Origin of the sequence: Curtobacterium sp. PhB128, assembly GCF_004340725.1 — a bacterium.
Lineage (GTDB): Bacteria > Actinomycetota > Actinomycetes > Actinomycetales > Microbacteriaceae > Curtobacterium.
The window spans coordinates 178,916-198,509 of the sequence record NZ_SLUR01000006.1 but is presented as its reverse complement, the minus strand read 5'-3'; the positions used below and the strand labels follow the sequence as shown (position 1 = coordinate 198,509).

Sequence of the window (19,594 nt, the reverse complement as noted above, 5' to 3'; positions counted from 1 at the left end):
AGCCTCACCGAGGCGCCTCGCCGCGCTGGGTCACCGACCCCCGGTGCCCGCTGCTCCCTGCTCGTGGTCGATCCGACCCGGGTGGCGACGCAGCCCGGCACCGGGGGTCTCGTGCGTCAGGGCGCCGTCGGCCAGCACGGGGACGCCGGCGACGAGGACGTCGTCGATGCCCTCGGCCAGGCGCATCGGTTCGTCGTAGGACGACCGCGCCGCGACCCGATCGGGATCCACGACCACGAGGTCGGCGACCGCCCCGACGGTGACTGCGCCACGTCGACCGAGGCCGAGTCGCTCGACCGCCGTGGTGGACAGGTGCCGCGAGGCCTCGAGCCACGTCAGGAGTCCCGTGCGGGCGAAGTCCTGCAGGTAGCGTGCGAACGTGCCGTACGCGCGTGGGTGCGGGTGCGTGCCCACGAAGATGCCGTCGGACCCGGCCATGTGCCCGGGCAGTCGGAAGAGCGGTGCGAGGTCGTCGGCAGTCCGGGGACGGGGCACGCGCATCACGGCGGTGACCTGCAGTGCCGAGTCGACCAGGACGTCGATGGCCAGGTCCACCGGATCCGTCCCGGTCGCCTCGGCGGCGTCGGCGAGGGTGCGGCCCTGCAGCGCGTGGAACTCGGCGGCGGGCACGTGCGACAGCGTGATCTGCTCCGCCCAGCCGGTGCCGAGGTCGGCGCGGGACAGCACACGGTCGAGCACGGCCGCCCGCACCGCGGCACGACCCTCGTCGTCGGCGATCGCGTGGGCGAGGTCCTCGGTGCCGGGGCGGGCGAGGGCCGCGGGCAGCAGCAGCATCGACAGGATCGTGCAGCCGCGCGAGTACGGGTAGGCGTCGAAGGACATCGGGGTGCCCTCGGCCTCGAGTTCGGCCAGTGCGGTCACCGCGAGGTCGACGGGCGCGTGCAGGTGGGAGACGTGTGCGCGGACGCCCGACGCGCGGACGATGTCGGCGATCTCGTCGAGGCCGGCGCGGGCGTTCCCCTCGTAACCACCGCGCATGTGCGAGACGTACAGCCCGTCGACGGCAGCGACCTCGGTGCACAGCGCAGCGAGTTCGGCGGTGCCGGCGAACAGGCCGGGGACGTAGTCGAGCCCCGTCGCCAGGCCGACCGCACCGTCCGCGAGGCCGTCGCACACGAGCTCCCGCATCGCGGCCAGCTGCGCGCTGTCCGCCGGCCCCGGGTCGTCGCCCATGACCTCGTGCCGGACTGTGCCGGCGGGCACGAGCGTCGCGATGTTGATCGGGGTCGTTCCGTCGTAGGTCGTCAGCAGGCCGTCGACCCCGCCACCGCGGTACGTCGGGTGCGGGCCGTCGATGGCGGCGAAGTACGTGTCGGCGTACGAACCGTCACCCGGCGCTGGTCCGACGCCGTCCTGTCCGGTCACGATCGTGGTCACGCCCTGGCGCAGGAGCGCGAGCTGCACACCCTCGTCGAACACGAGCGACCCGGCGTGCGAGTGCGCGTCCACGAAGCCCGGCAGCACCAGGCGTCCGTCGCAGTCGATCACGTGCGCGTCGGCAGGGGCGTCCAGGTCGGCACCGACGGCGCGGATGACGGCGTCGGTGACGAGGACGTCGGCGCGCACCGGGGCCCCGTCCGCACCGAGTACCGACCCGCCGCGCAGCAGGACGACGCCGCCGGCGGACTGCTCGCCGGTGGGCTGCTCGGAGCCCGTCATGTGCTCGGGATCGCCGGTGGTCATCGGTCGAGCGCCGCGACGAGCCGGCCGGCCCGCTCCCGCAGGGCGTCGAGGTCGCCCGAGGTCAGCGCGTCGCCGACGAGCGGGGACCCGAGTCCGACGGCGACCGCACCGGCGGCCAGGTAGTCCGGGGCGTCGTCGACCCCGATGCCCCCGGTCGGGATGACGTCGACGAAGTCGAGCGGTGCCAGGACCTGCTTCAGGAACGCGGGGCCGCCGAGCTGCGCCGCCGGGAACACCTTCACCGCGCGGGCACCGAGCCGCCACGCGTGGACGATCTCGGTCGGGGTCGCGGCACCGGGGTACCAGCCGAGGCCACGCTCGTGCGCGCGCTCGCCGAGTTCGGCGTCGAGGTGGGGACTGACGGCGAACGAGGCGCCGGCGGCGGCGGCCTCGTCGAGCTGGCGGACGTCGAGTACCGTGCCGACGCCGATGGAGGCCGCGGAACCGTACCGCTCGACCGCCCACGCGATGCCCTCGCGCCAGCGTGGGGTGTTCGTGGTGATCTCGATCGCCGTCACGCCGGACTCGACCAGGGTGGCGATGACGTCCTCGACGTGGTCGCCGGTGCCGCCGCGGAGGATCGCGATCGCCGGTCCGGCCTGGTGGCGGTGCCGTGCGCCGGCGTGCTGCTCGGTGCTCGTGGTGTCGTTCGTCATGGTGCGCTTCCTCGAGTGGTGGTGTTCGGCGGACACGGTGTCGGCGGACGCGGTGTCAGCGGTCGACGTGGTCGTGCACGGTGTGGTCGGTGTCCGATGGATCCGGGGCGTGGTGCAACGCGGCCGGGTCCGGTCGGCGCCAGTCGCTCTCGACGGTGCAGGCGAGTGCGCCGGCGTCGGCGGCCCGGTCGAGCGCCTCGGCGGCGTCCGCTCCGCCCATGCTCGCCGCGAGCCATCCCGCGACGAACGCGTCACCGGCACCGACCGGGTCGACGACGCGCACCGGGGTCGCGGGCCGACGGACGAACACGCCGTCGATCGACGCCACGGCGCCGCGGGAGCCGAGCTTCACGACCGCGCGGCCCCGTGCCAGTGCGGCGAGATCGTGCGCGAGTGACTCCTCGTCGTCGTCCTGTTCGTCGCGGTCGAGCACGAGTCGGGCCTCGTCGTCGCCGGCGAACACCACGGCGGACCGTGCTGCGACGGCTCGGTACCGGTCTCGTGCAGCGTCGGCGCCGATGAGCTTCGGCCGGTGGTTGACGTCGAACGACACCGGCACGCCGGCGGCGGCGGCCCGGTCGAGCGCTGCGGTCACGGTGTCGTGTGCGGACTCGGAGAGCGCGAGGGTGATCCCGGTGACGTGCACGAGCGCAGCGGTCTCGACGACGCTGCGGGGCAGGTCCGTCGCGGCCAACGCCGAGCCGGCCGAACCACGGCGGTGGTAGGTCACCCGGGTGCGGCCGTCGAGCAGCCGCTCCTTCATCATGATGCCCGTGGATCGCTCGGCGTCGGGGACCGCGAGGACGTCGACGCCCTCGCCACCGATGTCGGCGGCGACCCGGTCGCCGGCGGGGTCCGTGCCGACCCGACCGATCCACGTGGCCGGCACCCCGGCGCGGACCAGGCCGATCGCGACGTTGCTCTCGGCGCCGCCGGTGTCCACCCGCATGTGCTCGAGGTCCGGCACCGCGCCGACGTCGCGCCCGGTCAGGAGCAGCATCGTCTCGCCGAACGTCAGCACCGTGCCGGTCACCGGGCACCCCGCGCGAGGGCGAGCTGCGCCGACGAGGACCCGAGCGCGACGGAGATCTCGTGGGCGGTCCGCACGACGCCGTCGCCGAGTTCGCGGACCGCCGCTGCGGGGAACCGCGAGGCCAGCCCGGAGATGCTCATCGCGCCGACCACCTGGTTCGCGTGGTCGAACACCGGGGCTGCGACGCACCGGATGTCCGGCTCGTTCTCACGGTCGTCGATGCCGTACCCCCGTCCGTGCGTCCGGTCGACCTCGTGCCGCCAGCGGTCGTCGTCGGTGATGGTGTGCTCCGTCATGACCTGGGCCGGTTCGGCGAGCACCCGGGCGAGCAGCTCCGGTTCACCGAAGGCGACGATCGCCTTGCCGGACGCCGTGTTCCGCATCGGCAGGCGGTTCCCGATCCGGGAGCCCATGCGGACGGTGCCGCGGGTCTCGACCTTGTCGACGTAGACGATGTCGGTGCCGTCCGGCACGACGAGGTGGCACGTCAGCCCGGTCTGCTCCGCCGTCCGACGCAGGAACGGTGCGGCGGCGGAGCGCAGGTCGATCCCCTCGAGGTAGCTCTGCCCGAGCAGCAGGGCGCCGAGGCCGAGCGTGAACCCGGCGTCCGGGGTGCGGCGCAGCAGGTCGTTCTCGAGCATCGGGGCCGTCAGGCGGAGCACCGTCGACTTCGAGGTGCCGAGCTCGGCGGCCAGCACGGACAGGCTGACGGACACCGCGCCGCTGCGGGTCCGGTCGGCGATGCAGTCGAGCAGGCGGAGCCCGCGACGCAGGGACAGTGCGGCGTTCCGGGCAGGACCGTCGCCGTCCGTCGGCACCGGGGCCGCGGTGGTCGCGCGCATCAGAACCACGTCGCGATCGTCCGGAGCACGGTGTCGTCGTCGGCCAAGACGTGCACCTGCCGCCACTTGTCGAACACCGTGCAGGGGTGCGAGATACCGAACACGACGACGTCACCGGGCGTCAGCTCGGGGGCACCGTCCGCCAGCGCGAGGTAGCAGTGCTGGTCGTCGAGACGGGTGACGGTGACCGCCCCGGGCGGCGGGACGACCTGTGGGGCGCCCGCCGGGCCTCCTGGTAGGGCCGGCCGCACCGACCGCACCACCGGCAGCCCCTCGTCGAAGGAGATGTCGCGCTTGCCCACGGCGACGAACGCGAGCCCGGGCTCCGGGCAGGACGTCACGCGTCCCCAGACCTCGATCGCGGCGACGAGCGAGCCCTCGGCCGGGTGCCGGCCGAACGGCGTGCGCTCGGCGTAGAAGCCGTCGTCGTGGGTCAGGTACGCACCCGACCGCAGCAGCACGTCGAGGTCGTCGGTGCGGTGCGCCACGGCGTCCACGACGGCGTCGAACCAGGCGCTGCCGCCCATGCTGAGGAGCCCGCGACCGTCGACGTGCCCGCGGACGGCCTCGGCGACGTCGAGCACGCCGGCGACGTACTCGCGGGCAGCGTCGACGCCGGGCAGCCCGCCCTCGTACCCGGAGACACCGCGGAGCACGAGTCCGGCGTCGTGGGCGAGCAGCGCGAGGGCACGCGCGTCGTCGGGGGAGCGGACCCCGGTGCGCCCGCCCGGGAACCCGAGCTCGACCAGGACGTGCAGCTCACCGGCGACGGTGCCCTGCGCTGCGACGGCGGCGGTGACGCCTGCGGCGGAGTCGACGTAGCAGAGGACGTCGGCGTCCGGGTCGACCGTGCGTCGCGACGCGAGCCAGGCGAGACCGGCGGGGTCGAGGACCTCGTTCGCGACCAGGACCCGGTGCACGCCGTGCTCCCACGCGACCATCGCCTGCTGGACCGACGCGACCGTGACTCCCCATGCCCCGGCGTCGATCTGCCGTGCGGCGAGGTCGGGTGCCATGTGCGTCTTCATGTGCGGCGCGAACAGCAGCCCGTGGCGGTCGACGTAGGCCTGCATGACGGCGGTGTTGTTCGCCAGGGCGGACTCGCGCAGCGTCATCACGGGCAGGTGGGCGTGGTCGAGGACGTGGTGCGGAGTGCCCGCTGCCGGGTCCCAGGCGCCCTTCGTGGTCACGGTCCGGGTCGTCGTGTCGGCGTCGGTCATCGGTGAGCCTCCTGTCGTCGCGCAGCCTCCACGCTCCCGCTCGGCGGACCCGCAGGGCAACGCGCTGGTGCGCATCATTCTGCAATGCACAACACGATCGCGGAACCTCCTGACACGATCCCCCCGCGACCCGGCACCGGGCATAGCCTTTGACGCGACATGGCGACGACGATGACGACACCCAGACGGCGGACGGGCAGCACGGCGGTCGCCGTGCTCGTGGCGGGGACCTTCTTCATGGAGCTCCTCGACGGCACGATCCTGGCGACGGCGGCGCCCGCGATGGGACGCGACCTCGGCGTCGACTCGGCCGCGGTGGGCGTCGCGATCACCGCGTACCTGGTCACCCTGGCGGTGTTCATCCCCGTCTCGGGCTGGCTCACCGACCGGATCGGGTCCCGCACCGTCTTCGCTGGCGCGATCGCGCTCTTCACGATCGCATCGGCGCTCTGCGCGATGTCGACCGGCCTCGTCGACCTGACGCTCTGGCGCATCCTGCAGGGGCTCGGCGGTGCGCTGATGGTGCCCGTCGGCCGGCTCGTGGTGCTCCGGAGCGCCGGTCGCGAGCAGCTCGTCACGGCCATCGCGATCCTCACCTGGCCCGCCCTCGCCGCGCCGATCATCGCCCCGTTCATCGGAGGCGTGCTCGTCGACACCCTGACGTGGCACTGGATCTTCCTGATCAACATCCCGCTCGGCGTCATCGCGTTCGTCGCCGCGCTCGTGCTCGTCCCGCAGGAGCGCGCCGCGCAGCGCGTGCCGTTCGACTGGTTCGGGTCGCTGCTCGCGTGCTTCGGCCTCGGGTCGCTCGTCGTGATGGCGTCGCTGCTCGCGCTCGACGTCATCCCGGTCCTGGCCGTCGTGGTGTCCGGTGTCGTCGGCGCCGTCTGCTGCTGGTTCGCGGTCCGTCACTTCCGCCGGGCACCGCACCCGATCATGGGGCTCGAGGCGTTCCGGCTCGAGACGTTCCGGGTGTCGCACGCCGGCGGCAGCCTGTTCCGCCTCGCGGTCTCCGCGGTGCCGTTCGTGCTCCCACTGCTGTTCCAGGACGCCTGGGGCTGGAGCGCCGTGCTCGCCGGGTCCGCCGTGCTGTGGGTCTTCGTCGGCAACCTCGGCATCAAGCCGATGACGACGCCGTTCCTGCGCTGGTTCGGCTACCGCCCGGTGATCATCGTGTCGAGTGCGATCGCGGCGCTGACCGTCGTCGCGATGGCGTTCATGACCGAGGACACCCCGTTCTGGCTGCTCGCGGTCCTGCTCGTCGTCAGCGGCGCCGCCCGCTCCGTCGGCTTCACGGCGTACAACACCATCGCCTTCGCCGACGTCGAGCAGGCCGACATGACCCCGGCGAACACGCTCTCGTCGACGCTGCAGCAGACCGCCGCTGGGTTCGGCGTCGCCGTCGCCGCGGTCGTGATCCGTGCAGCCGGCGGGCTCGGTGGCGACGGCCCGTACTCCGTCGCGTTCTGGGTCATCGCGGCGCTGCTCGCCGTCGCGTGCGTCGAGGGCATCCTGATGAGCCGCACAGCGGGGGACACCGTCCGCCCCGCCCGCAGGGTCCGCGCCTGACCCGGGCGGTTCCACGCAGCCCTGCGCGCGGCCCGCGACTGTCCGTTTCCGTCACGGTCACACGCGCGAAACCCGACAGGCGTTACAGTCTCAGCATCCGTTTGCGAACGCCGAGTACGGTTGCCGCGGCAGGGTGACCCGGACCACCCGGACAGGAAGGCAGCATGGCCGCGCCAGAACAGCAGAGCACGATCGCCACCGACGCAGGCGTGCCGCCCACTGCCCTCCGGGTCGTCAGCTACAACCTCCGGGAGCACACCGCGAACGGTGAACTCGCCGCCCTGGCCGAGGCCTCCGACGCCGACGTCCTCTGCGTGCAGGAGTGCGACAGCAACGACCTGGCCCCGTCGATCGGTGGGCTCTCGCTCGCCGCGTCGACCCGCACGAACCGCCTCGGGCTCGCCATCTACAAGCGCGACGACCGCTTCGAGGTGCAGGACTTCAGCATCCACTCGCTGCAGAAGTCCCTGCACGACCGGGTCCTCGCACCCGCGCACGAACGGCTCATCGCGATGCACCTGCGCGACACCGAGGCCGATGCCGAGGTCGTCGTCGCCTCGTTCCACGCCTCACCGCTGACCGCGACGAACTCCCTGCGCCGCAAGCAGATCGAGGCGGCGCACCAGTTCCTCCGCGAGCTCGCGAAGGACGTCCCCGCGGTCATGGTCGGCGACTTCAACTACCCCTGGTTCCAGACGAACCTGCGTCGCAAGATCGAGCAGGGCGGGTTCGCACTGTCGCTGTCCGACCAGCCGACGTACCTGCGGTACCGCAAGTTCACGGGCCACTTCGACTTCGCGACGAGCGTCGGGCTGCACATCGCCGGCGTCGAGACCCTGCCGGCGGGCATCTCCGACCACCGTCCGATCCTGGTGCGCGCGCACTACGAGCACCCCGGAGCGACCGGCACGATCGAGACTGTGGAGTCCCCGGCCGCCTGACCCGCGGGCATGTCGTCGAGTGGTCAGCAAGTGTCGGCCGGCGGTCCGGCAGGCGACACGTCGTGACCACTCCGTGGGCGACGGCGGGAAGTCGTGACTGCTCGGCGGGCGACGCTGGGCGCGCCGGTGGAGCCGGCAACGCACTGGAGGCCCGGTGCCGGTCTCGTGTACCGGCACCGGGCCTCCAGGCGGTTGCGGCCACGGCACATGGCGCAGCGGCGAAACGCGCCGTGCCCGCCGTCGCGTGGTCACGAACTGTCGGCCAGCGTTCCGCCGAGCGACACGTCGTGACCACTCGGCGGACGTGAGCGGGGAGTCGCGACCCGTCAGCGACGCAGGGTCGCGCGCGCCAGCCGGTTGCCGACGAACTGGCCGAGCTGCACGATGACGACGATCGCCGCCACCGACACGTACACGATCCACCAGTCGTACCGCTGCGATCCGTAGGTGATCGCGTACTCACCGAGTCCACCGCCACCGATCAACGCACCCTGTGCCGTCATGTCGACGATGCCGATGTAGATGAACGTGTAGCCGAGGATGAGCGGCCCGAGGCCCTCGGGGATCAGGACGGTCAGCAGGATCGAGACCGGGTGTGCCCCCGATGCCCGGGCCGCCTCGACGACGCCGGGGTCGACCGCGAGCAGGTTCTGCTCGACGATGCGCGACACCGCGAAGGCCGCTGCCAACGAGATCGCGAAGGTCACCGCGGGCACGCCGATCGTGGTCTGCACCACGACGCGCGACAGCGGGGCGATCGCGGCGAGGAAGATCACGAACGGGATCGGCCGGACCAGGTTCACGACGACGTTGATGATCGTGTACGCGGTGCGGTTGCCGAGCAGGTTGCCGGGCCGGGTCGCGTAGAGCAGCAGCCCGAGGGCGAGCCCGATGACGCCGGCGATGACGAGCGACACGAGCGACATCACGATGGTGTCGCGCATGGCGGCGAGGAAGACGTCGAACGTGTCGATCACGCTCTGGAACGAGTTGTTCACGCTGCTGCCTCCTCGTCGGTCGTGACGCCGTCGGCGCGCAGGGCGGCGACGGCGCGATCGATGGCGTCCGGTGCACCAGCACCAGCACCAGCACCGGCGTCGGCGACCCCGCCGGCCGTCAGCTCGTACGTGAGCGAACCGATCCGGCGCTCGCGGATCTCGCCGACCCCGCCGTAGACGAGCTCGGCGGTGACCCCAGCGGAGCGGAACACCGCGTCGATCCGGTTCTGCAGCCCGGCCTCGTCGGTGATCTGCACGGTCACCAGACGACCGGGGTGGCGTTCGCGCAGGCGAGCGAGCGTGTCGACCGAGGGGCGGTCGTGCAGCGCGGTGCGGACGAACCGCTGCGCAGCGCCCGTCTTCGGCGCGGAGAACACGTCGTAGACGTCCCCGACCTCGACGACGCGTCCCTGCTCCATCACGGCGACGCGGTCGGCGATCTGCCGGACGGCGTCCATCTCGTGCGTGATGACGATGATCGTCACGCCGAGTTCCTTGTTCACCCGGCGGAGCAGCCCGAGCACCTCGGACGTGGTCTCCGGGTCGAGGGCGCTGGTGGCCTCGTCGGCGAGCAGCAGGTCGGGCGACGCCGCGAGGGCCCGCGCGATGCCGACGCGCTGCTTCTGACCGCCGGACAGCTGCTCCGGGTAGGCGTGGGCGCGCTCGAGCAGCCCGACGAAGTCGAGCAGCTCGGCCACGCGACGGTCCCGCTCCTCCTTCGGCACACCAGCGACCTTGAGCGGGTACGCGACGTTGCCGGCGATGGTGCGGGACCGGAACAGGTTGAACTGCTGGAAGATCATCCCGATGTTGCGACGCGCCAGACGGCGATCCCGCTCGGGGATCGCCGTCAGTTCCTTGCCCGCCACGGTGACGGTCCCGGAGCTGGGGAGCTCGAGGGCGTTCACCAGACGGACCAGGGTGGACTTGCCGGCACCGGAGTACCCGATGACGCCGAGGACCTCTCCCTGGTGCACGTCGAGGGAGACGTCCTCGACGGCCACCACGGTCTCGCCGGTGTCGGCGCGGCGGTAGTGCTTCGAGACGCCGCGGAGTTCGACGAGGACCGGCACTACTCCGCTGCCGCCTTCGCGTCGGACTCGACCGTGGTGAGCTCCTTCTGCAGCGAGGCGGCGCTCTCGTCGCTCGGGACGGCGTCCGGGTAGTCCTTCGCGAAGACCTTCTGCACGGCGTCGTCCTGGAACAGCTTCGCCAGGTCGAGGTACGTCTTGTTGGTCTTGTCGGCGTCGCGGACGGCGAACACGTTCACGTACGGGGCAGCCGAGGCGCTCTTCGGGTCGTCCTGGAAGATCGCGTCCTTGGTGTCGAGCCCGGCCGAGGTGGCGTAGTTCACGTTGACGATCGCGCCCTCGACGGAACCCTGCTGCAGGGCGTTCGCGGTCTGCGAGGCGTCGAGCGTCTGCACGTCGACCTTGTGCGAGGTGATGTCGGCCGTGGTCGAGAAGGCGTTGCCGCCGTCCTTGAGCTCGAGCAGGTCAGCGGCCTGCAGGACCAGGAGCGCACGGGCCTCGTTGATGGCGTCGTTCGGGATCGCGACCTTCGCGCCGTCCTCGAAGTCCGCGACGTCGGAGACCTTCGTCGAGTACAGCGGCAGCGGGTAGACGGCCGTCGCGCCGATCGGCTGCAGGTCGTCGTCCGAGGTGACGTTGTAGTTCGCCAGGTACTGGATGTGCTGGAACTGGTTGATGTCGATCTGCTTGTCCTTGAGCGCAGGGTTCGGCAGCGAGTAGTCCGAGAAGTTCTGGAGCTTCACGGTGACGTTGAGCTGCTCCTTGGCGGCCTTCACGTACGTGTTCCAGTAGGGCAGCGACTTGTCCGAGACACCGATGGTGACGGTCTTCGGCGCAGCGTCACCGGCGGCAGCGCCACCGCTGTCGCCACCGGAGCGCACGACTCCGACGATGACGGCGACGACGATCGCCACGACGACGATGACGGCGGCGATGATCCAGCCGATCGGGCGCTTGCCCTTCGGCTTCTCGGGCAGTGCGGGGGCTGCGGACATGCTGGTGCTCCTCGTGGGCCGTGCTGTGCGGGGGAGCCGCGGTGGTCCGCGGCGTGGAGTCGAGTGTGACGGGAGCGGGTCCCCGGTGCGAGTTCCGTTCCGCCGTGTTACATCGCCGTCACGGGGTGCGTTGGTTCACTCGGTACGTGCGCAGCATCGAACTCGTCCTCGACGGCCCCTCGGACCGAGCGGTCCGGGCGCTCTGGCAGACCCTCGTCGCCGCGGAGCTGCCGAGCCTCGGCCACTCGGGGACGAACGACCCGCACGTCACCCTCGTGGCCGGCGAGACCCTGCCCGTCCCGACAGACCTCGACGTCGCGGTGCCCGAGGCCCTGCGCGTCGCCGGTGTCCTGCTCTTCCCCGCCGGCCCCGGTCGGCACGTGCTCGGCCTCGGCGTGGTCGTCGACGAGCCACTGGCCCGCTTCCACCGCGCGGTCGACGCCGCCGCTCCGGGCTCGGTCGACTCGTCGCTGCCCGGTCGGTGGGCGCCGCACGTCACCCTCGCTCGGCGGATCCGCGACGTCGACCTGCCGGCGGCGCTCCGGGTCCTCGCTGCGGACGGGCCCCTGCCCGAGGTGCTCACCGTGGGCGGTCTCCGGCACTGGGACGGGGGTGCGAAGGTGGTCACCCGCTTGCGCTGACGCACGCTGCGGACCGGCACCGGGGCGCGGGTGCGCAGGTGCGCAGGTGCGCAGGAGCGTCGGACTGGAGGCGCGGGTCAGGCCCGCAGCACCCGCTCGCCGAACGCGGATGCGAACGTCCGGTCCGGGTCGGCTCGTGCGATCAGCTCACGGACGTCCGCCACCCTCGGGTACAGCTCCGCGATCGCGTCGCCGTCGAGCGAGCTCATCTTGCCCCAGTGCGGTCGCCCGTCGAACGGTGCGAGCCGCGCCTCGAGGTCGGGCAGCAGCGCAGCGACCGCCTCCGGGTGCTTCTGCCAGGTGAACGCGATGCAGAGCACGTCCTCGCCCTGGGTCGGGCTCAGCCAGAGGTCGTCGGCCGCCATCGTCCGCAGCTCGCACACGTGCAGGTGCGGCTGGATGCGGTCGGCCAGCCCTCGCAGGGCGTCGAGCGCCGCCGCCGCGTGCCGGAGCGGGACGAAGTGCTCGCTCTGCACCTCGGACCCGTGGCTCGGCACGGACTCGATGGGGAAGTGCGGCAGCCGGTCCCACCAGGGGCCCACCGAGCCGTCGCGCGCCGTGTGGTGGCCGTCGCCGGGCGAGCCGGGCAGCCGGGGAGCGCCGAACAGGTCGTCCGACACGGCGGTGTCGTCGGCGCCGTCGGGGACCCGGGACTTCACGAGCGCCTCGCTGATCTCGTCGCCGAAGACCGTGTAGGCGCACACCGAGTACCCGGCTGCGTGGACTGCGGCGACGTGGTTGGTGAACGTGCTCCACGGGAACGGCCCGTACGAGTCCTGCCGCATCCGGTACGTGGGTTCGAGGTCGAGCGTGACCCGGGTCACGATGCCGAACAGCCCGAGGTGCAGGGCGGTGCCGGGGAACGCCGGGTCGGTGCGGTCGACGGTCCGGAGCGAACCGTCGGGGCCGAGCAGTTCGAGGGACCGGACCGCGGTGGTCAGCGAGCCGAGGGTGGTGCCGGAGCCGTGGGTGCCGGTGGCGACCGCGCCGCCGACGGAGATGTGCGGGAGCGACCCCATGTTGTGCAGCGCGAACCCGGCGCGGTCGAGGTCGGGAGCGACGACTCCGTAGCGGGTACCGGCTCCCAGGGTCGCCGTCCGCCGCTCGGGGTCGACGACCAGGTCGGTGGGGATCGCGGTCAGGTCGAGCAGGACCCCCGGGGCGTCGGCGGAGTCGTTGAACGAGTGCCGGGTGCCGAGCCCGTGCGCCCGCGGGGAGCGTGCGACGACCTCGGCTGCTTCGTCGATCGAGCCCGGTCGGAGCACCTGCTCGGCCGTGTACGTGACCGTGCCGGACCAGTTCAGTTCGCTCGCCGTCGACCGCATGCCGCCCACGATGCCACGTGGACCCGTGGGCGGCACCGCGGTCAGTGCGCGGGCGGGGGCGTCGGCGCGCCCTCGGGCACCGCCGGACGGGTGACGAAGACCGATGCCAGGATGCCGAACAGCGAGATCACCGCGCCGACCATGAACGCGGTCTTCACACCAGAGGCGGTCGCAGCGGCCACGGCGTCCGCACCCGCCCCGGTCGCTGCCGTGGCGGCGCCGATCGTGAGCAGGGTGACGAACAGGGCGGTGCCGGCGGCTCCGGCGAGCTGCTGCGCCGTGCCGAGGACCGCGCTGCCGTGCGAGTAGAGCTTCGGGGGCAGACCACCGAGTGCCGCCGTGAACAGCGGGGTGAACGTGAGCGCCAGGCCGATGCTCAGCACGACGTGCGCCCCGAGGACGAACCACACGCTGGTGTCCACGCCGACCGTGGAGAGCGCCCAGAGCACCGCGCTGACGATGATCGAGCCGGGGATGAGCAGCACGCGCGGTCCGCGACGGTCGTAGATGCGCCCGACGATGGGGGAGAGGAGCCCCATGAGCAGCCCGCCGGGGAGCAGCAGCAGTCCGACGTTCAGGACCTCGAGCCCGAGGACGCGCTCCAGGTAGATCGGCAGCAGGATGAGCGTGCCGAACATCGCCATGAAGCTCAGCGCCATCGCGACGATCGGGACGGTGAAGCCGCGGGTCTGGAAGGTGCGCAGGTCGAGCAGGGCGCTGTCGGTGCGCTGCAGTCGGGTCTGACGGAGGATGAAGACCGCCAGGGCGACGGCACCGACGACGAGCGCGGTGACCGGGACGAACAGGCCGGTGGTGCCGGCCTCGCCGATGCTGGACAGGCCGTAGACGATCCCACCGAACGCGAACGCGGACAGGATCACCGAGACGACGTCGAGCGGTGCCCGGCGGGGCGTCGAGACGTTGCGGACCTTCACCATGCCGAGGATGAGCGCGGCGATCGCGATCGGCAGGACGAAGCCGAACAGCCAGCGCCAGTCGAACGCGTTGAGGATGAGCCCGGAGATCGTCGGGCCGATGGCCGGCGCGACCGAGATGACGATCGAGATGTTGCCCATGATGCGGCCACGGTGGGCCGGGTCGACGAGGGTGAGCACCGTCGTCATCAGGAGCGGCATCATGATCGCGGTGCCGCTGGCCTGGACGATGCGGCCGACGAGCAGCAGCGTGAACCCGGGTGCGAGCAGGGCGATCAGGGTGCCGGCCGAGAACAGGCCCATCGCCCAGACGAAGACGGGGCGGGTGTTGAACCGCTGCAGCAGGAACCCGGTGATCGGGATGACGACCGCCATGGTGAGCAGGAAGCCCGTGGTCAGCCACTGCCCGGTCGCCGCACTGATGTCGAGGTCGTCCATCAGCCGCGGCAGCGCCACGCCCATGATCGTCTCGTTGAGGATGACGACGAACGCGGACACGAGCAACAGCCCGATCACGAGTCGGGTCTCGGCAGCGGTCGGTTGCGAGACGCTTCCCGTGCGGGGGGCGGAATCGACGGCCTGGGTCATGCGGGAGCTCCTGGTGGATCACGACTGGTGGAACGAGGTGGCGCAGAACGCGCAGACAGGGCAACCGCCTGAGTGGATTCGATTATTCCGCTCCGCACCGACATCCGCACGTGAACGGTCGGTGCGACCGTGTCAGTGCAGGATCGCGAACCCGTCGGCGTCGCCGTGCGGCACGACCGGCCGGAACTCGACGTCCGTCACGGTGGCCGACGGCGGCCCGCTCCGCAGGCACTCCATCAACGTCTCGACCGCGACCGACGGCCCCTCGGCCTCGACCTCGACGGTGCCGTCCCAGAGGTTCCTGGCGTACCCGACGAGGTCGAGCCCGTCGGCCTTCCGTGCCGTCCAGTACCGGAACCCGACCCCCTGGACGGTCCCCGACACCACGGCATGCATCCTCGTCACCGTCGTCATGATCCTCACCGTATCCACGCGGGGCCTCCCGGAGTTTTCGGCCTCGTGACGATCTGTTTCCGGTTCGTGACGACCCGGAGGCCCTCACGGGCGCAACACACCACGCAGCGGTGATAGTGTCATCGCAACCCGAACACTTCGAGTCAGAATGACATTAAGGTCCACCATGGACGAAGCAGGCATCCGCGTCGCGGTCTCGACCGTGATCGTCGCGCTGCGCCCGCACCCCGACACCGGGGCGCCGGCGCTGTGGATGCCACTGGTGCGCCGGGTGGCCGAACCGTTCGAGGGGTCGTGGGCGCTGCCCGGCGGCTGGGTCGGCGTCGACGAGGGACTCGAGGACTCCGCCGCGGCGCGACTGCGCGAGACGACGAACGTGCAGCCCCGCTACCTCGAACAGCTCTACGCGTTCGGCGACGTCGGCCGCTCACCGAGCCGGGTGGTGTCGATCGTGTACTGGGCGCTCGTGCACCCGGACGAGGCGAACGTCGTGCCGGACGACTGGAACGTCCGCTGGTTCCTCGCCGATGAGCACCCGCCGCTCGCCTTCGACCACGACCGGATCGTGGAGTACGCGCTCTGGCGGCTCCGCACCAAGATGTCGTACTCCCGCATCGCCCAGGCCTTCCTGGGGGACCGCTTCACCCTCGCCGAGCTGCGCGGGGTGTACGAGGCGGTGCTCGGGCGCGCGCTCGACCCCGCGAACTTCCGTCGGCAGGTCGAGAAGTCCGACGCGATCCTGCCGACCGACGAGACCACGAGCGGGGGCCGGCACCGTCCGGCCCGGTTGTACCGCTCGAACCCCGACCTGGCCTACGCGGACAACGGCCCGCTGCAGCAGGGCACACGACCGCAGAACCGATAGGAACCACCGTGTCCATCGCGACGACCATCGACCTCATCTCGAACGGCAAGGCCGGCGGCAGTACCTGCACGCCCGACCTCGCGATGCCCACGTGGGACTTCGACTCCCGGCCCGGGTACGGCCCGGGCTCGTCGATGACCGACGTCATCCCGACGAGCGCACCGCGGCAGGGCGTGCTGCCAGACGAGTACAAGACCGCGCCGACCGACGAGCTGCACGAGCGCATCGAGCGGGCGAAGGCGACGCTCGGCGACCGGGTCGTCGTCCTCGGGCACTTCTACCAGCGCGACGAGGTCGTCCGGCACGCGGACTTCCTCGGCGACTCGTTCCAGCTCGCCAACGCGGCGCTGACGAAGCCCGACGCCGAGGCCATCGTGTTCTGCGGCGTGCACTTCATGGCCGAGACCGCCGACATCCTGGCCCGCGACGACCAGCGCGTCATCCTGCCGAACCTCGCGGCCGGCTGCTCGATGGCGGACATGGCCGACATCGACAGCGTCGAGGCCGCCTGGGCCGAGCTGACCGCCGTCTACGGCACCGAGCCCGACGCCGACGGCCGGGTGCCCGTCATCCCCGTCACCTACATGAACTCCGCCGCCGACCTCAAGGCGTTCTGCGGGCGCAACGGCGGCATCGTCTGCACCAGCTCGAACGCCGCGACGGTGCTCGAGTGGGCGTTCGAGCGCGGGCAGCGCGTGCTGTTCTTCCCCGACCAGCACCTCGGTCGCAACACCGCCAAGGCCATGGGGATCAGCACCGACCTGATGCCGATGTGGAATCCCCGGAAGCCCCTGGGCGGCAACGAGGCGAGCGACCTCGAAGCGGCGAAGGTCATCCTCTGGCACGGCTTCTGCTCGGTGCACCGCCGCTTCACGGTCGACCAGATCGACCAGGCCCGACGCGAGCACCCCGGCGTCCAGGTCATCGTGCACCCGGAGTGCCCGATGGCCGTCGTCGACGCCGCCGACCACGCCGGCAGCACCGACCTGATCCGGAAGACCGTCGCCGCGGCCACCGAACCGACGACGTTCGCGATCGGCACCGAGATCAACATGGTGAACCGGCTCGCCGCGGAGTACCCGCAGCACACGATCTTCTGCCTCGACCCGGTCGTCTGCCCGTGCTCGACGATGTACCGGATCCACCCGGGCTACCTCGCCTGGGTGCTCGAGGCCCTCGTGCGCGGCGAGGTGCTCAACGAGATCGTCGTGCCCGCCGAGGTCCAGGCCGACGCCAAGGTCGCGCTCGAGCGCATGCTCGCGGCCAAGCCCCGCGGCTGAGCCCCGAGCCCGAGCCCGAGCCCGAACCCGAACGACCGAGGGAGACCACCGTGCACGTCGTCATCGTCGGCTCCGGCATCGCCGGACTGACCGCAGCGATCCGTGCCAGCGCCGTCCACGACGTCACACTGGTGACGAAGGGCGCGCTCGCCGACAGCGCCACCGCGTACGCCCAGGGCGGGGTGGCGGTGGCACTCGGGGCCGACGACTCGCCGGCACTGCACCAGGCCGACACCCACGTCGCGGCGGCCGGCAGCGCGGACGCGCGCGCCGTCGAGGTCCTCTGCACCGACGGGCCGGCCCGGGTCCGCGACCTGCTCGCCCTCGGTGTGCCGTTCGACCGCTCGACCGACCCGTCGGCCCTCGACCGGTACGGCGACGACCTGGCCCGCGGGCGCGAAGCCGCGCACGGACGTTGGCGCGTGGTCCACGCCGACGGCGACGCGACCGGCGCGGCGATCGAGCGCACGCTCATCGACGCGCTGCACCGTCAGCACGTCACGATCCTCGAGCGCACCTGCCTCACCGACCTCGTCGTCCGGGACGGCACCGTCGTCGGCATCGACGTCCTCGACCTGCTCGGCGAACCCCGACGGATCGACGCCGACGCCGTCGTGCTCGCCTCCGGGGGAGCGGGACACCTGTACCGCGAGACCACCAACCCGCTCGTGGCGACGGGGGACGGCGTGGCCGCCGCGTGGCGTGCCGGAGCGGTGGTCGCCGACCTGGAGTTCGTCCAGTTCCACCCGACCCGCCTCGCCGTGCCGGACGGCGGGCTCGTGTCCGAGGCCGTCCGCGGCGAGGGAGCCGTCCTCCGCGACGCGCGCGGACGCCGCTTCATGACGGCGGTGCACCCGGACGCCGAGCTCGCTCCACGCGACGTCGTCGCCCGCGGCATCGCCGCCGCCGTCCGCGACCAGGGCGGCGCACCCGTGCTCCTCGACGCCACCGGACTCGGCGCGGACTTCCTGACCGGGCGGTTCCCCGGACTCACCCGGGCCACCCGTGCGGCCGGCTTCGACTGGACCCGACAGGGTGTGCCGGTGTCCCCGGCGGCCCACTACTCGATGGGCGGCATCGCCACCGACGCCGAGGGGCGCACCAGCCTCCCGGGGTTGCTCGCCATCGGCGAGGCCGCCTGCACCGGGGTCCACGGCGCGAACCGTCTGGCCTCGAACTCCCTGCTCGAGGGACTCGTCTTCGCGGTCCGCGCAGCGGACGCGGTCGCCGGACCCCGGCCCGGCATGCTCCGCCTGCGGGGGAACGCAGACCTGCGCGTGACCAGCGTTCCCCGAGCGGCGGACGTGATCCGCGCCTCCCGTCAGACCTGGCCAGGAGGCCCGGATCACCGTGACGGGTCCACCGACGTCCGGCAGGCGGTCCAGGCCGTCATGACCGACCGCGTCGGGCTGCTGCGTGACGCGACCGGACTGGCGAGCGCCCGGCGCGAGCTCGACGCGCTCACCGCGCCCGCCACCGGCGGCGTGCGCGAGCACGAGGACCGCGCACTGCTCGACCTGGCACGGCTGGTGGCGCTGGCCGCCGAGACCCGCACGGAGTCCCGCGGTGCCCACGCCCGCACCGACCACCCCGACACCGATCCAGCAGCCCCGGCCTCGTACGCCTGGGTCGCCGAGACGGTCACTCGACACATCGCCGTTCCGCAGGAGGTTCCCGCATGACCATCGACCCCGGCACCATCCCGCCGCACGCCCTCCGCCGCGTCATCGAGACCGCGCTGGAAGAGGACGCGCCCTGGGGCGACGTCACCAGCGAGACGCTCATCCCGGCCGACGCGACCGCGACGGCGACGCTCGCGGCCCGTGAACCCGGAGCACTGAGCGGCGGGACCGTCTTCGTGGCGGTCATGCACGCGGTCGACCCGTCGATCCGGGCGACCCTGCACGCCGACGAGGGGTCCGCGTTCACCGCCGGCGACACGCTCGCCACCGTGACGGGGTCGGCGCGTTCGGTGCTCCGCGCCGAGCGGGTCGCGCTGAACCTGGTGCAGCGCATGTCGGGCATCGCCACCGCCACCGCGGCCCACGTCGCGGCCGCTGCGGGCACCTCGGCGCGGATCGTCGACACCCGGAAGACCACGCCAGGCCTCCGTGCGCTCGAGCGGTACGCCGTGCGCTGCGGCGGCGGGCACAACCACCGCACGTCGCTGTCCGACGCCGTGCTGGCCAAGGACAACCACCTGGCCGTGCTGCTCGCCGGCGGCATCGGCATCGGTGACGCGATCACCGCAGCGCGGCAGCGGCTCGGGCACACCGTGCACGTCGAGGTCGAGGTGGACCGCATCGACCAGATCGAGCCCGTCGTCGCGGCGGGCGTCGACACGATCATGCTCGACAACTTCACGCCGGCCGAGCTCGAGACGGGTGTCGGCATCGTCGCGGGTCGCGCGCTCGTCGAGGCGTCGGGCGGGGTGTCCCTCGACACCGTCGCGGCCATCGCCGCGACCGGGGTCGACGTCATCTCGGTGGGGGCGCTCACACACTCGGCCCGGGCGCTCGACCTCGGGCTCGACATCGCGGTGGCGGCCGGGGACTGA

18 protein-coding genes are annotated in these 19,594 nt (G+C 72.2%); 7 read left to right on the top strand and 11 right to left on the bottom strand.

Annotated features, from left to right (window positions below):
* Positions 1 to 30: 30 nt before the first annotated feature.
* The 5 genes from EDF23_RS12335 to EDF23_RS12315 are packed head-to-tail and all read right to left on the bottom strand — an operon-like array spanning position 31 to position 5,455.
* Positions 31 to 1,704: an amidohydrolase family protein gene (locus EDF23_RS12335; RefSeq protein ID WP_243648908.1), complete on the bottom strand. Its 1,674-nt coding sequence runs from the start codon at positions 1,702 to 1,704 to the stop codon at positions 31 to 33.
* Positions 1,701 to 2,360: a bifunctional 4-hydroxy-2-oxoglutarate aldolase/2-dehydro-3-deoxy-phosphogluconate aldolase gene (locus tag EDF23_RS12330; protein WP_123292032.1), complete on the bottom strand. Its 660-nt coding sequence runs from the start codon at positions 2,358 to 2,360 to the stop codon at positions 1,701 to 1,703. The genes EDF23_RS12335 and EDF23_RS12330 overlap by 4 nt, the downstream gene beginning before the upstream one ends.
* A 55-nt stretch (positions 2,361 to 2,415) precedes the next feature.
* Positions 2,416 to 3,393 (bottom strand): sugar kinase, encoded by a 978-nt coding sequence (locus EDF23_RS12325; RefSeq protein WP_131921787.1) that lies wholly within the window; start codon positions 3,391 to 3,393, stop codon positions 2,416 to 2,418.
* Positions 3,390 to 4,235, bottom strand: a complete 846-nt coding sequence (locus EDF23_RS12320) for an IclR family transcriptional regulator (RefSeq protein WP_131921786.1) — start codon at positions 4,233 to 4,235, stop codon at positions 3,390 to 3,392. The genes EDF23_RS12325 and EDF23_RS12320 overlap by 4 nt, the downstream gene beginning before the upstream one ends.
* The gene (locus EDF23_RS12315) at positions 4,235 to 5,455 is read right to left on the bottom strand and encodes an alanine racemase (RefSeq protein WP_165901114.1); all 1,221 of its coding nucleotides are present in this window, start codon (positions 5,453 to 5,455) and stop codon (positions 4,235 to 4,237) included. Before EDF23_RS12315 ends, EDF23_RS12320 begins: the two co-directional genes overlap by 1 nt.
* A 159-nt stretch (positions 5,456 to 5,614) precedes the next feature.
* On the opposite strand from EDF23_RS12315, the gene EDF23_RS12310 reads away from it, so the two are divergent.
* Together EDF23_RS12310 and EDF23_RS12305 are read left to right on the top strand one after the other, a co-directional pair.
* Complete coding sequence (locus EDF23_RS12310) at positions 5,615 to 7,024, top strand: MFS transporter (protein ID WP_207895487.1); 1,410 nt, start codon at positions 5,615 to 5,617, stop codon at positions 7,022 to 7,024.
* A 164-nt stretch (positions 7,025 to 7,188) separates the two neighbouring features.
* Positions 7,189 to 7,965, top strand: a complete 777-nt coding sequence (locus tag EDF23_RS12305) for an endonuclease/exonuclease/phosphatase family protein (protein WP_111084345.1) — start codon at positions 7,189 to 7,191, stop codon at positions 7,963 to 7,965.
* A gap of 326 nt (positions 7,966 to 8,291) precedes the next feature.
* On the opposite strand, the gene EDF23_RS12300 is transcribed toward EDF23_RS12305, so the two are convergent.
* From EDF23_RS12300 to EDF23_RS12290, 3 genes are read right to left on the bottom strand one after another with little or no spacing between them, the layout of a single operon-like run.
* On the bottom strand, positions 8,292 to 8,909 hold the full coding sequence (locus EDF23_RS12300) for an ABC transporter permease subunit (protein ID WP_123681305.1): 618 nt from the start codon (positions 8,907 to 8,909) through the stop codon (positions 8,292 to 8,294).
* 50 nt (positions 8,910 to 8,959) lie between these two features.
* Positions 8,960 to 10,036, bottom strand: coding sequence for a methionine ABC transporter ATP-binding protein (locus EDF23_RS12295; RefSeq protein ID WP_123292036.1), 1,077 nt, complete (start codon positions 10,034 to 10,036; stop codon positions 8,960 to 8,962).
* Complete coding sequence (locus EDF23_RS12290; RefSeq protein WP_123672400.1) at positions 10,036 to 10,989, bottom strand: MetQ/NlpA family ABC transporter substrate-binding protein; 954 nt, start codon at positions 10,987 to 10,989, stop codon at positions 10,036 to 10,038. Before EDF23_RS12290 ends, EDF23_RS12295 begins: the two co-directional genes overlap by 1 nt.
* Positions 10,990 to 11,135: 146 nt before the next feature.
* Here EDF23_RS12290 and EDF23_RS12285 point away from each other — a divergent pair, with 146 nt between their 5' ends.
* Entirely contained in the window at positions 11,136 to 11,630 is a 495-nt protein-coding gene (locus tag EDF23_RS12285; protein ID WP_131921784.1) for a 2'-5' RNA ligase family protein, read from the top strand.
* Positions 11,631 to 11,707: 77 nt separating this feature from the next.
* Here EDF23_RS12285 and EDF23_RS12280 read toward each other — a convergent pair whose 3' ends face one another.
* From EDF23_RS12280 to EDF23_RS12270, 3 genes are all read right to left on the bottom strand, one after another.
* Positions 11,708 to 12,955: an FAD-binding protein gene (locus tag EDF23_RS12280; RefSeq protein WP_131921783.1), complete on the bottom strand. Its 1,248-nt coding sequence runs from the start codon at positions 12,953 to 12,955 to the stop codon at positions 11,708 to 11,710.
* Positions 12,956 to 12,996: 41 nt separating this feature from the next.
* The gene (locus EDF23_RS12275) at positions 12,997 to 14,478 is read right to left on the bottom strand and encodes an MDR family MFS transporter (RefSeq protein ID WP_131921782.1); all 1,482 of its coding nucleotides are present in this window, start codon (positions 14,476 to 14,478) and stop codon (positions 12,997 to 12,999) included.
* A gap of 132 nt (positions 14,479 to 14,610) precedes the next feature.
* Entirely contained in the window at positions 14,611 to 14,892 is a 282-nt protein-coding gene (locus EDF23_RS12270; RefSeq protein WP_228504877.1) for an acylphosphatase, read from the bottom strand.
* Between the two features lie 166 nt (positions 14,893 to 15,058).
* Between EDF23_RS12270 and EDF23_RS12265 the strand changes: the two genes are divergently transcribed.
* Genes EDF23_RS12265 through nadC form a run of 4 tightly spaced genes read left to right on the top strand, consistent with a single transcriptional unit; the run spans position 15,059 to position 19,594 of the window.
* Positions 15,059 to 15,757, top strand: a complete 699-nt coding sequence (locus EDF23_RS12265; RefSeq protein ID WP_131921781.1) for an NUDIX domain-containing protein — start codon at positions 15,059 to 15,061, stop codon at positions 15,755 to 15,757.
* 8 nt (positions 15,758 to 15,765) lie between these two features.
* Positions 15,766 to 17,037, top strand: coding sequence for a quinolinate synthase NadA (gene nadA, locus EDF23_RS12260; protein ID WP_131921780.1), 1,272 nt, complete (start codon positions 15,766 to 15,768; stop codon positions 17,035 to 17,037).
* A gap of 50 nt (positions 17,038 to 17,087) precedes the next feature.
* Entirely contained in the window at positions 17,088 to 18,719 is a 1,632-nt protein-coding gene (gene nadB, locus EDF23_RS12255; protein ID WP_131921779.1) for an L-aspartate oxidase, read from the top strand.
* Entirely contained in the window at positions 18,716 to 19,594 is an 879-nt protein-coding gene (gene nadC / locus EDF23_RS12250) for a carboxylating nicotinate-nucleotide diphosphorylase (RefSeq protein WP_131921778.1), read from the top strand. The genes nadB and nadC overlap by 4 nt, the downstream gene beginning before the upstream one ends.

What these genes read in the sequence shown, in the direction of transcription:
- EDF23_RS12310 (WP_207895487.1), top strand. Translation starts at nt 5,615, where the DNA reads ATGGCGACGACGATGACGACACCCAGACGGCGGACGGGCAGCACGGCG.
- EDF23_RS12305 (WP_111084345.1), top strand. Translation starts at nt 7,189, where the DNA reads ATGGCCGCGCCAGAACAGCAGAGCACGATCGCCACCGACGCAGGCGTG.
- EDF23_RS12280 (WP_131921783.1), bottom strand. Translation starts at nt 12,955, where the DNA reads ATGCGGTCGACGGCGAGCGAACTGAACTGGTCCGGCACGGTCACGTAC.
- EDF23_RS12335 (WP_243648908.1), bottom strand. Translation starts at nt 1,704, where the DNA reads ATGACCACCGGCGATCCCGAGCACATGACGGGCTCCGAGCAGCCCACC.
- EDF23_RS12315 (WP_165901114.1), bottom strand. Translation starts at nt 5,455, where the DNA reads ATGACCGACGCCGACACGACGACCCGGACCGTGACCACGAAGGGCGCC.
- EDF23_RS12270 (WP_228504877.1), bottom strand. Translation starts at nt 14,892, where the DNA reads ATGACGACGGTGACGAGGATGCATGCCGTGGTGTCGGGGACCGTCCAG.
- EDF23_RS12330 (WP_123292032.1), bottom strand. Translation starts at nt 2,360, where the DNA reads ATGACGAACGACACCACGAGCACCGAGCAGCACGCCGGCGCACGGCAC.
- EDF23_RS12290 (WP_123672400.1), bottom strand. Translation starts at nt 10,989, where the DNA reads ATGTCCGCAGCCCCCGCACTGCCCGAGAAGCCGAAGGGCAAGCGCCCG.
- EDF23_RS12300 (WP_123681305.1), bottom strand. Translation starts at nt 8,909, where the DNA reads ATGCGCGACACCATCGTGATGTCGCTCGTGTCGCTCGTCATCGCCGGC.
- EDF23_RS12275 (WP_131921782.1), bottom strand. Translation starts at nt 14,478, where the DNA reads ATGACCCAGGCCGTCGATTCCGCCCCCCGCACGGGAAGCGTCTCGCAA.
- EDF23_RS12320 (WP_131921786.1), bottom strand. Translation starts at nt 4,235, where the DNA reads ATGCGCGCGACCACCGCGGCCCCGGTGCCGACGGACGGCGACGGTCCT.
- nadC (WP_131921778.1), top strand. Translation starts at nt 18,716, where the DNA reads ATGACCATCGACCCCGGCACCATCCCGCCGCACGCCCTCCGCCGCGTC.
- EDF23_RS12265 (WP_131921781.1), top strand. Translation starts at nt 15,059, where the DNA reads ATGGACGAAGCAGGCATCCGCGTCGCGGTCTCGACCGTGATCGTCGCG.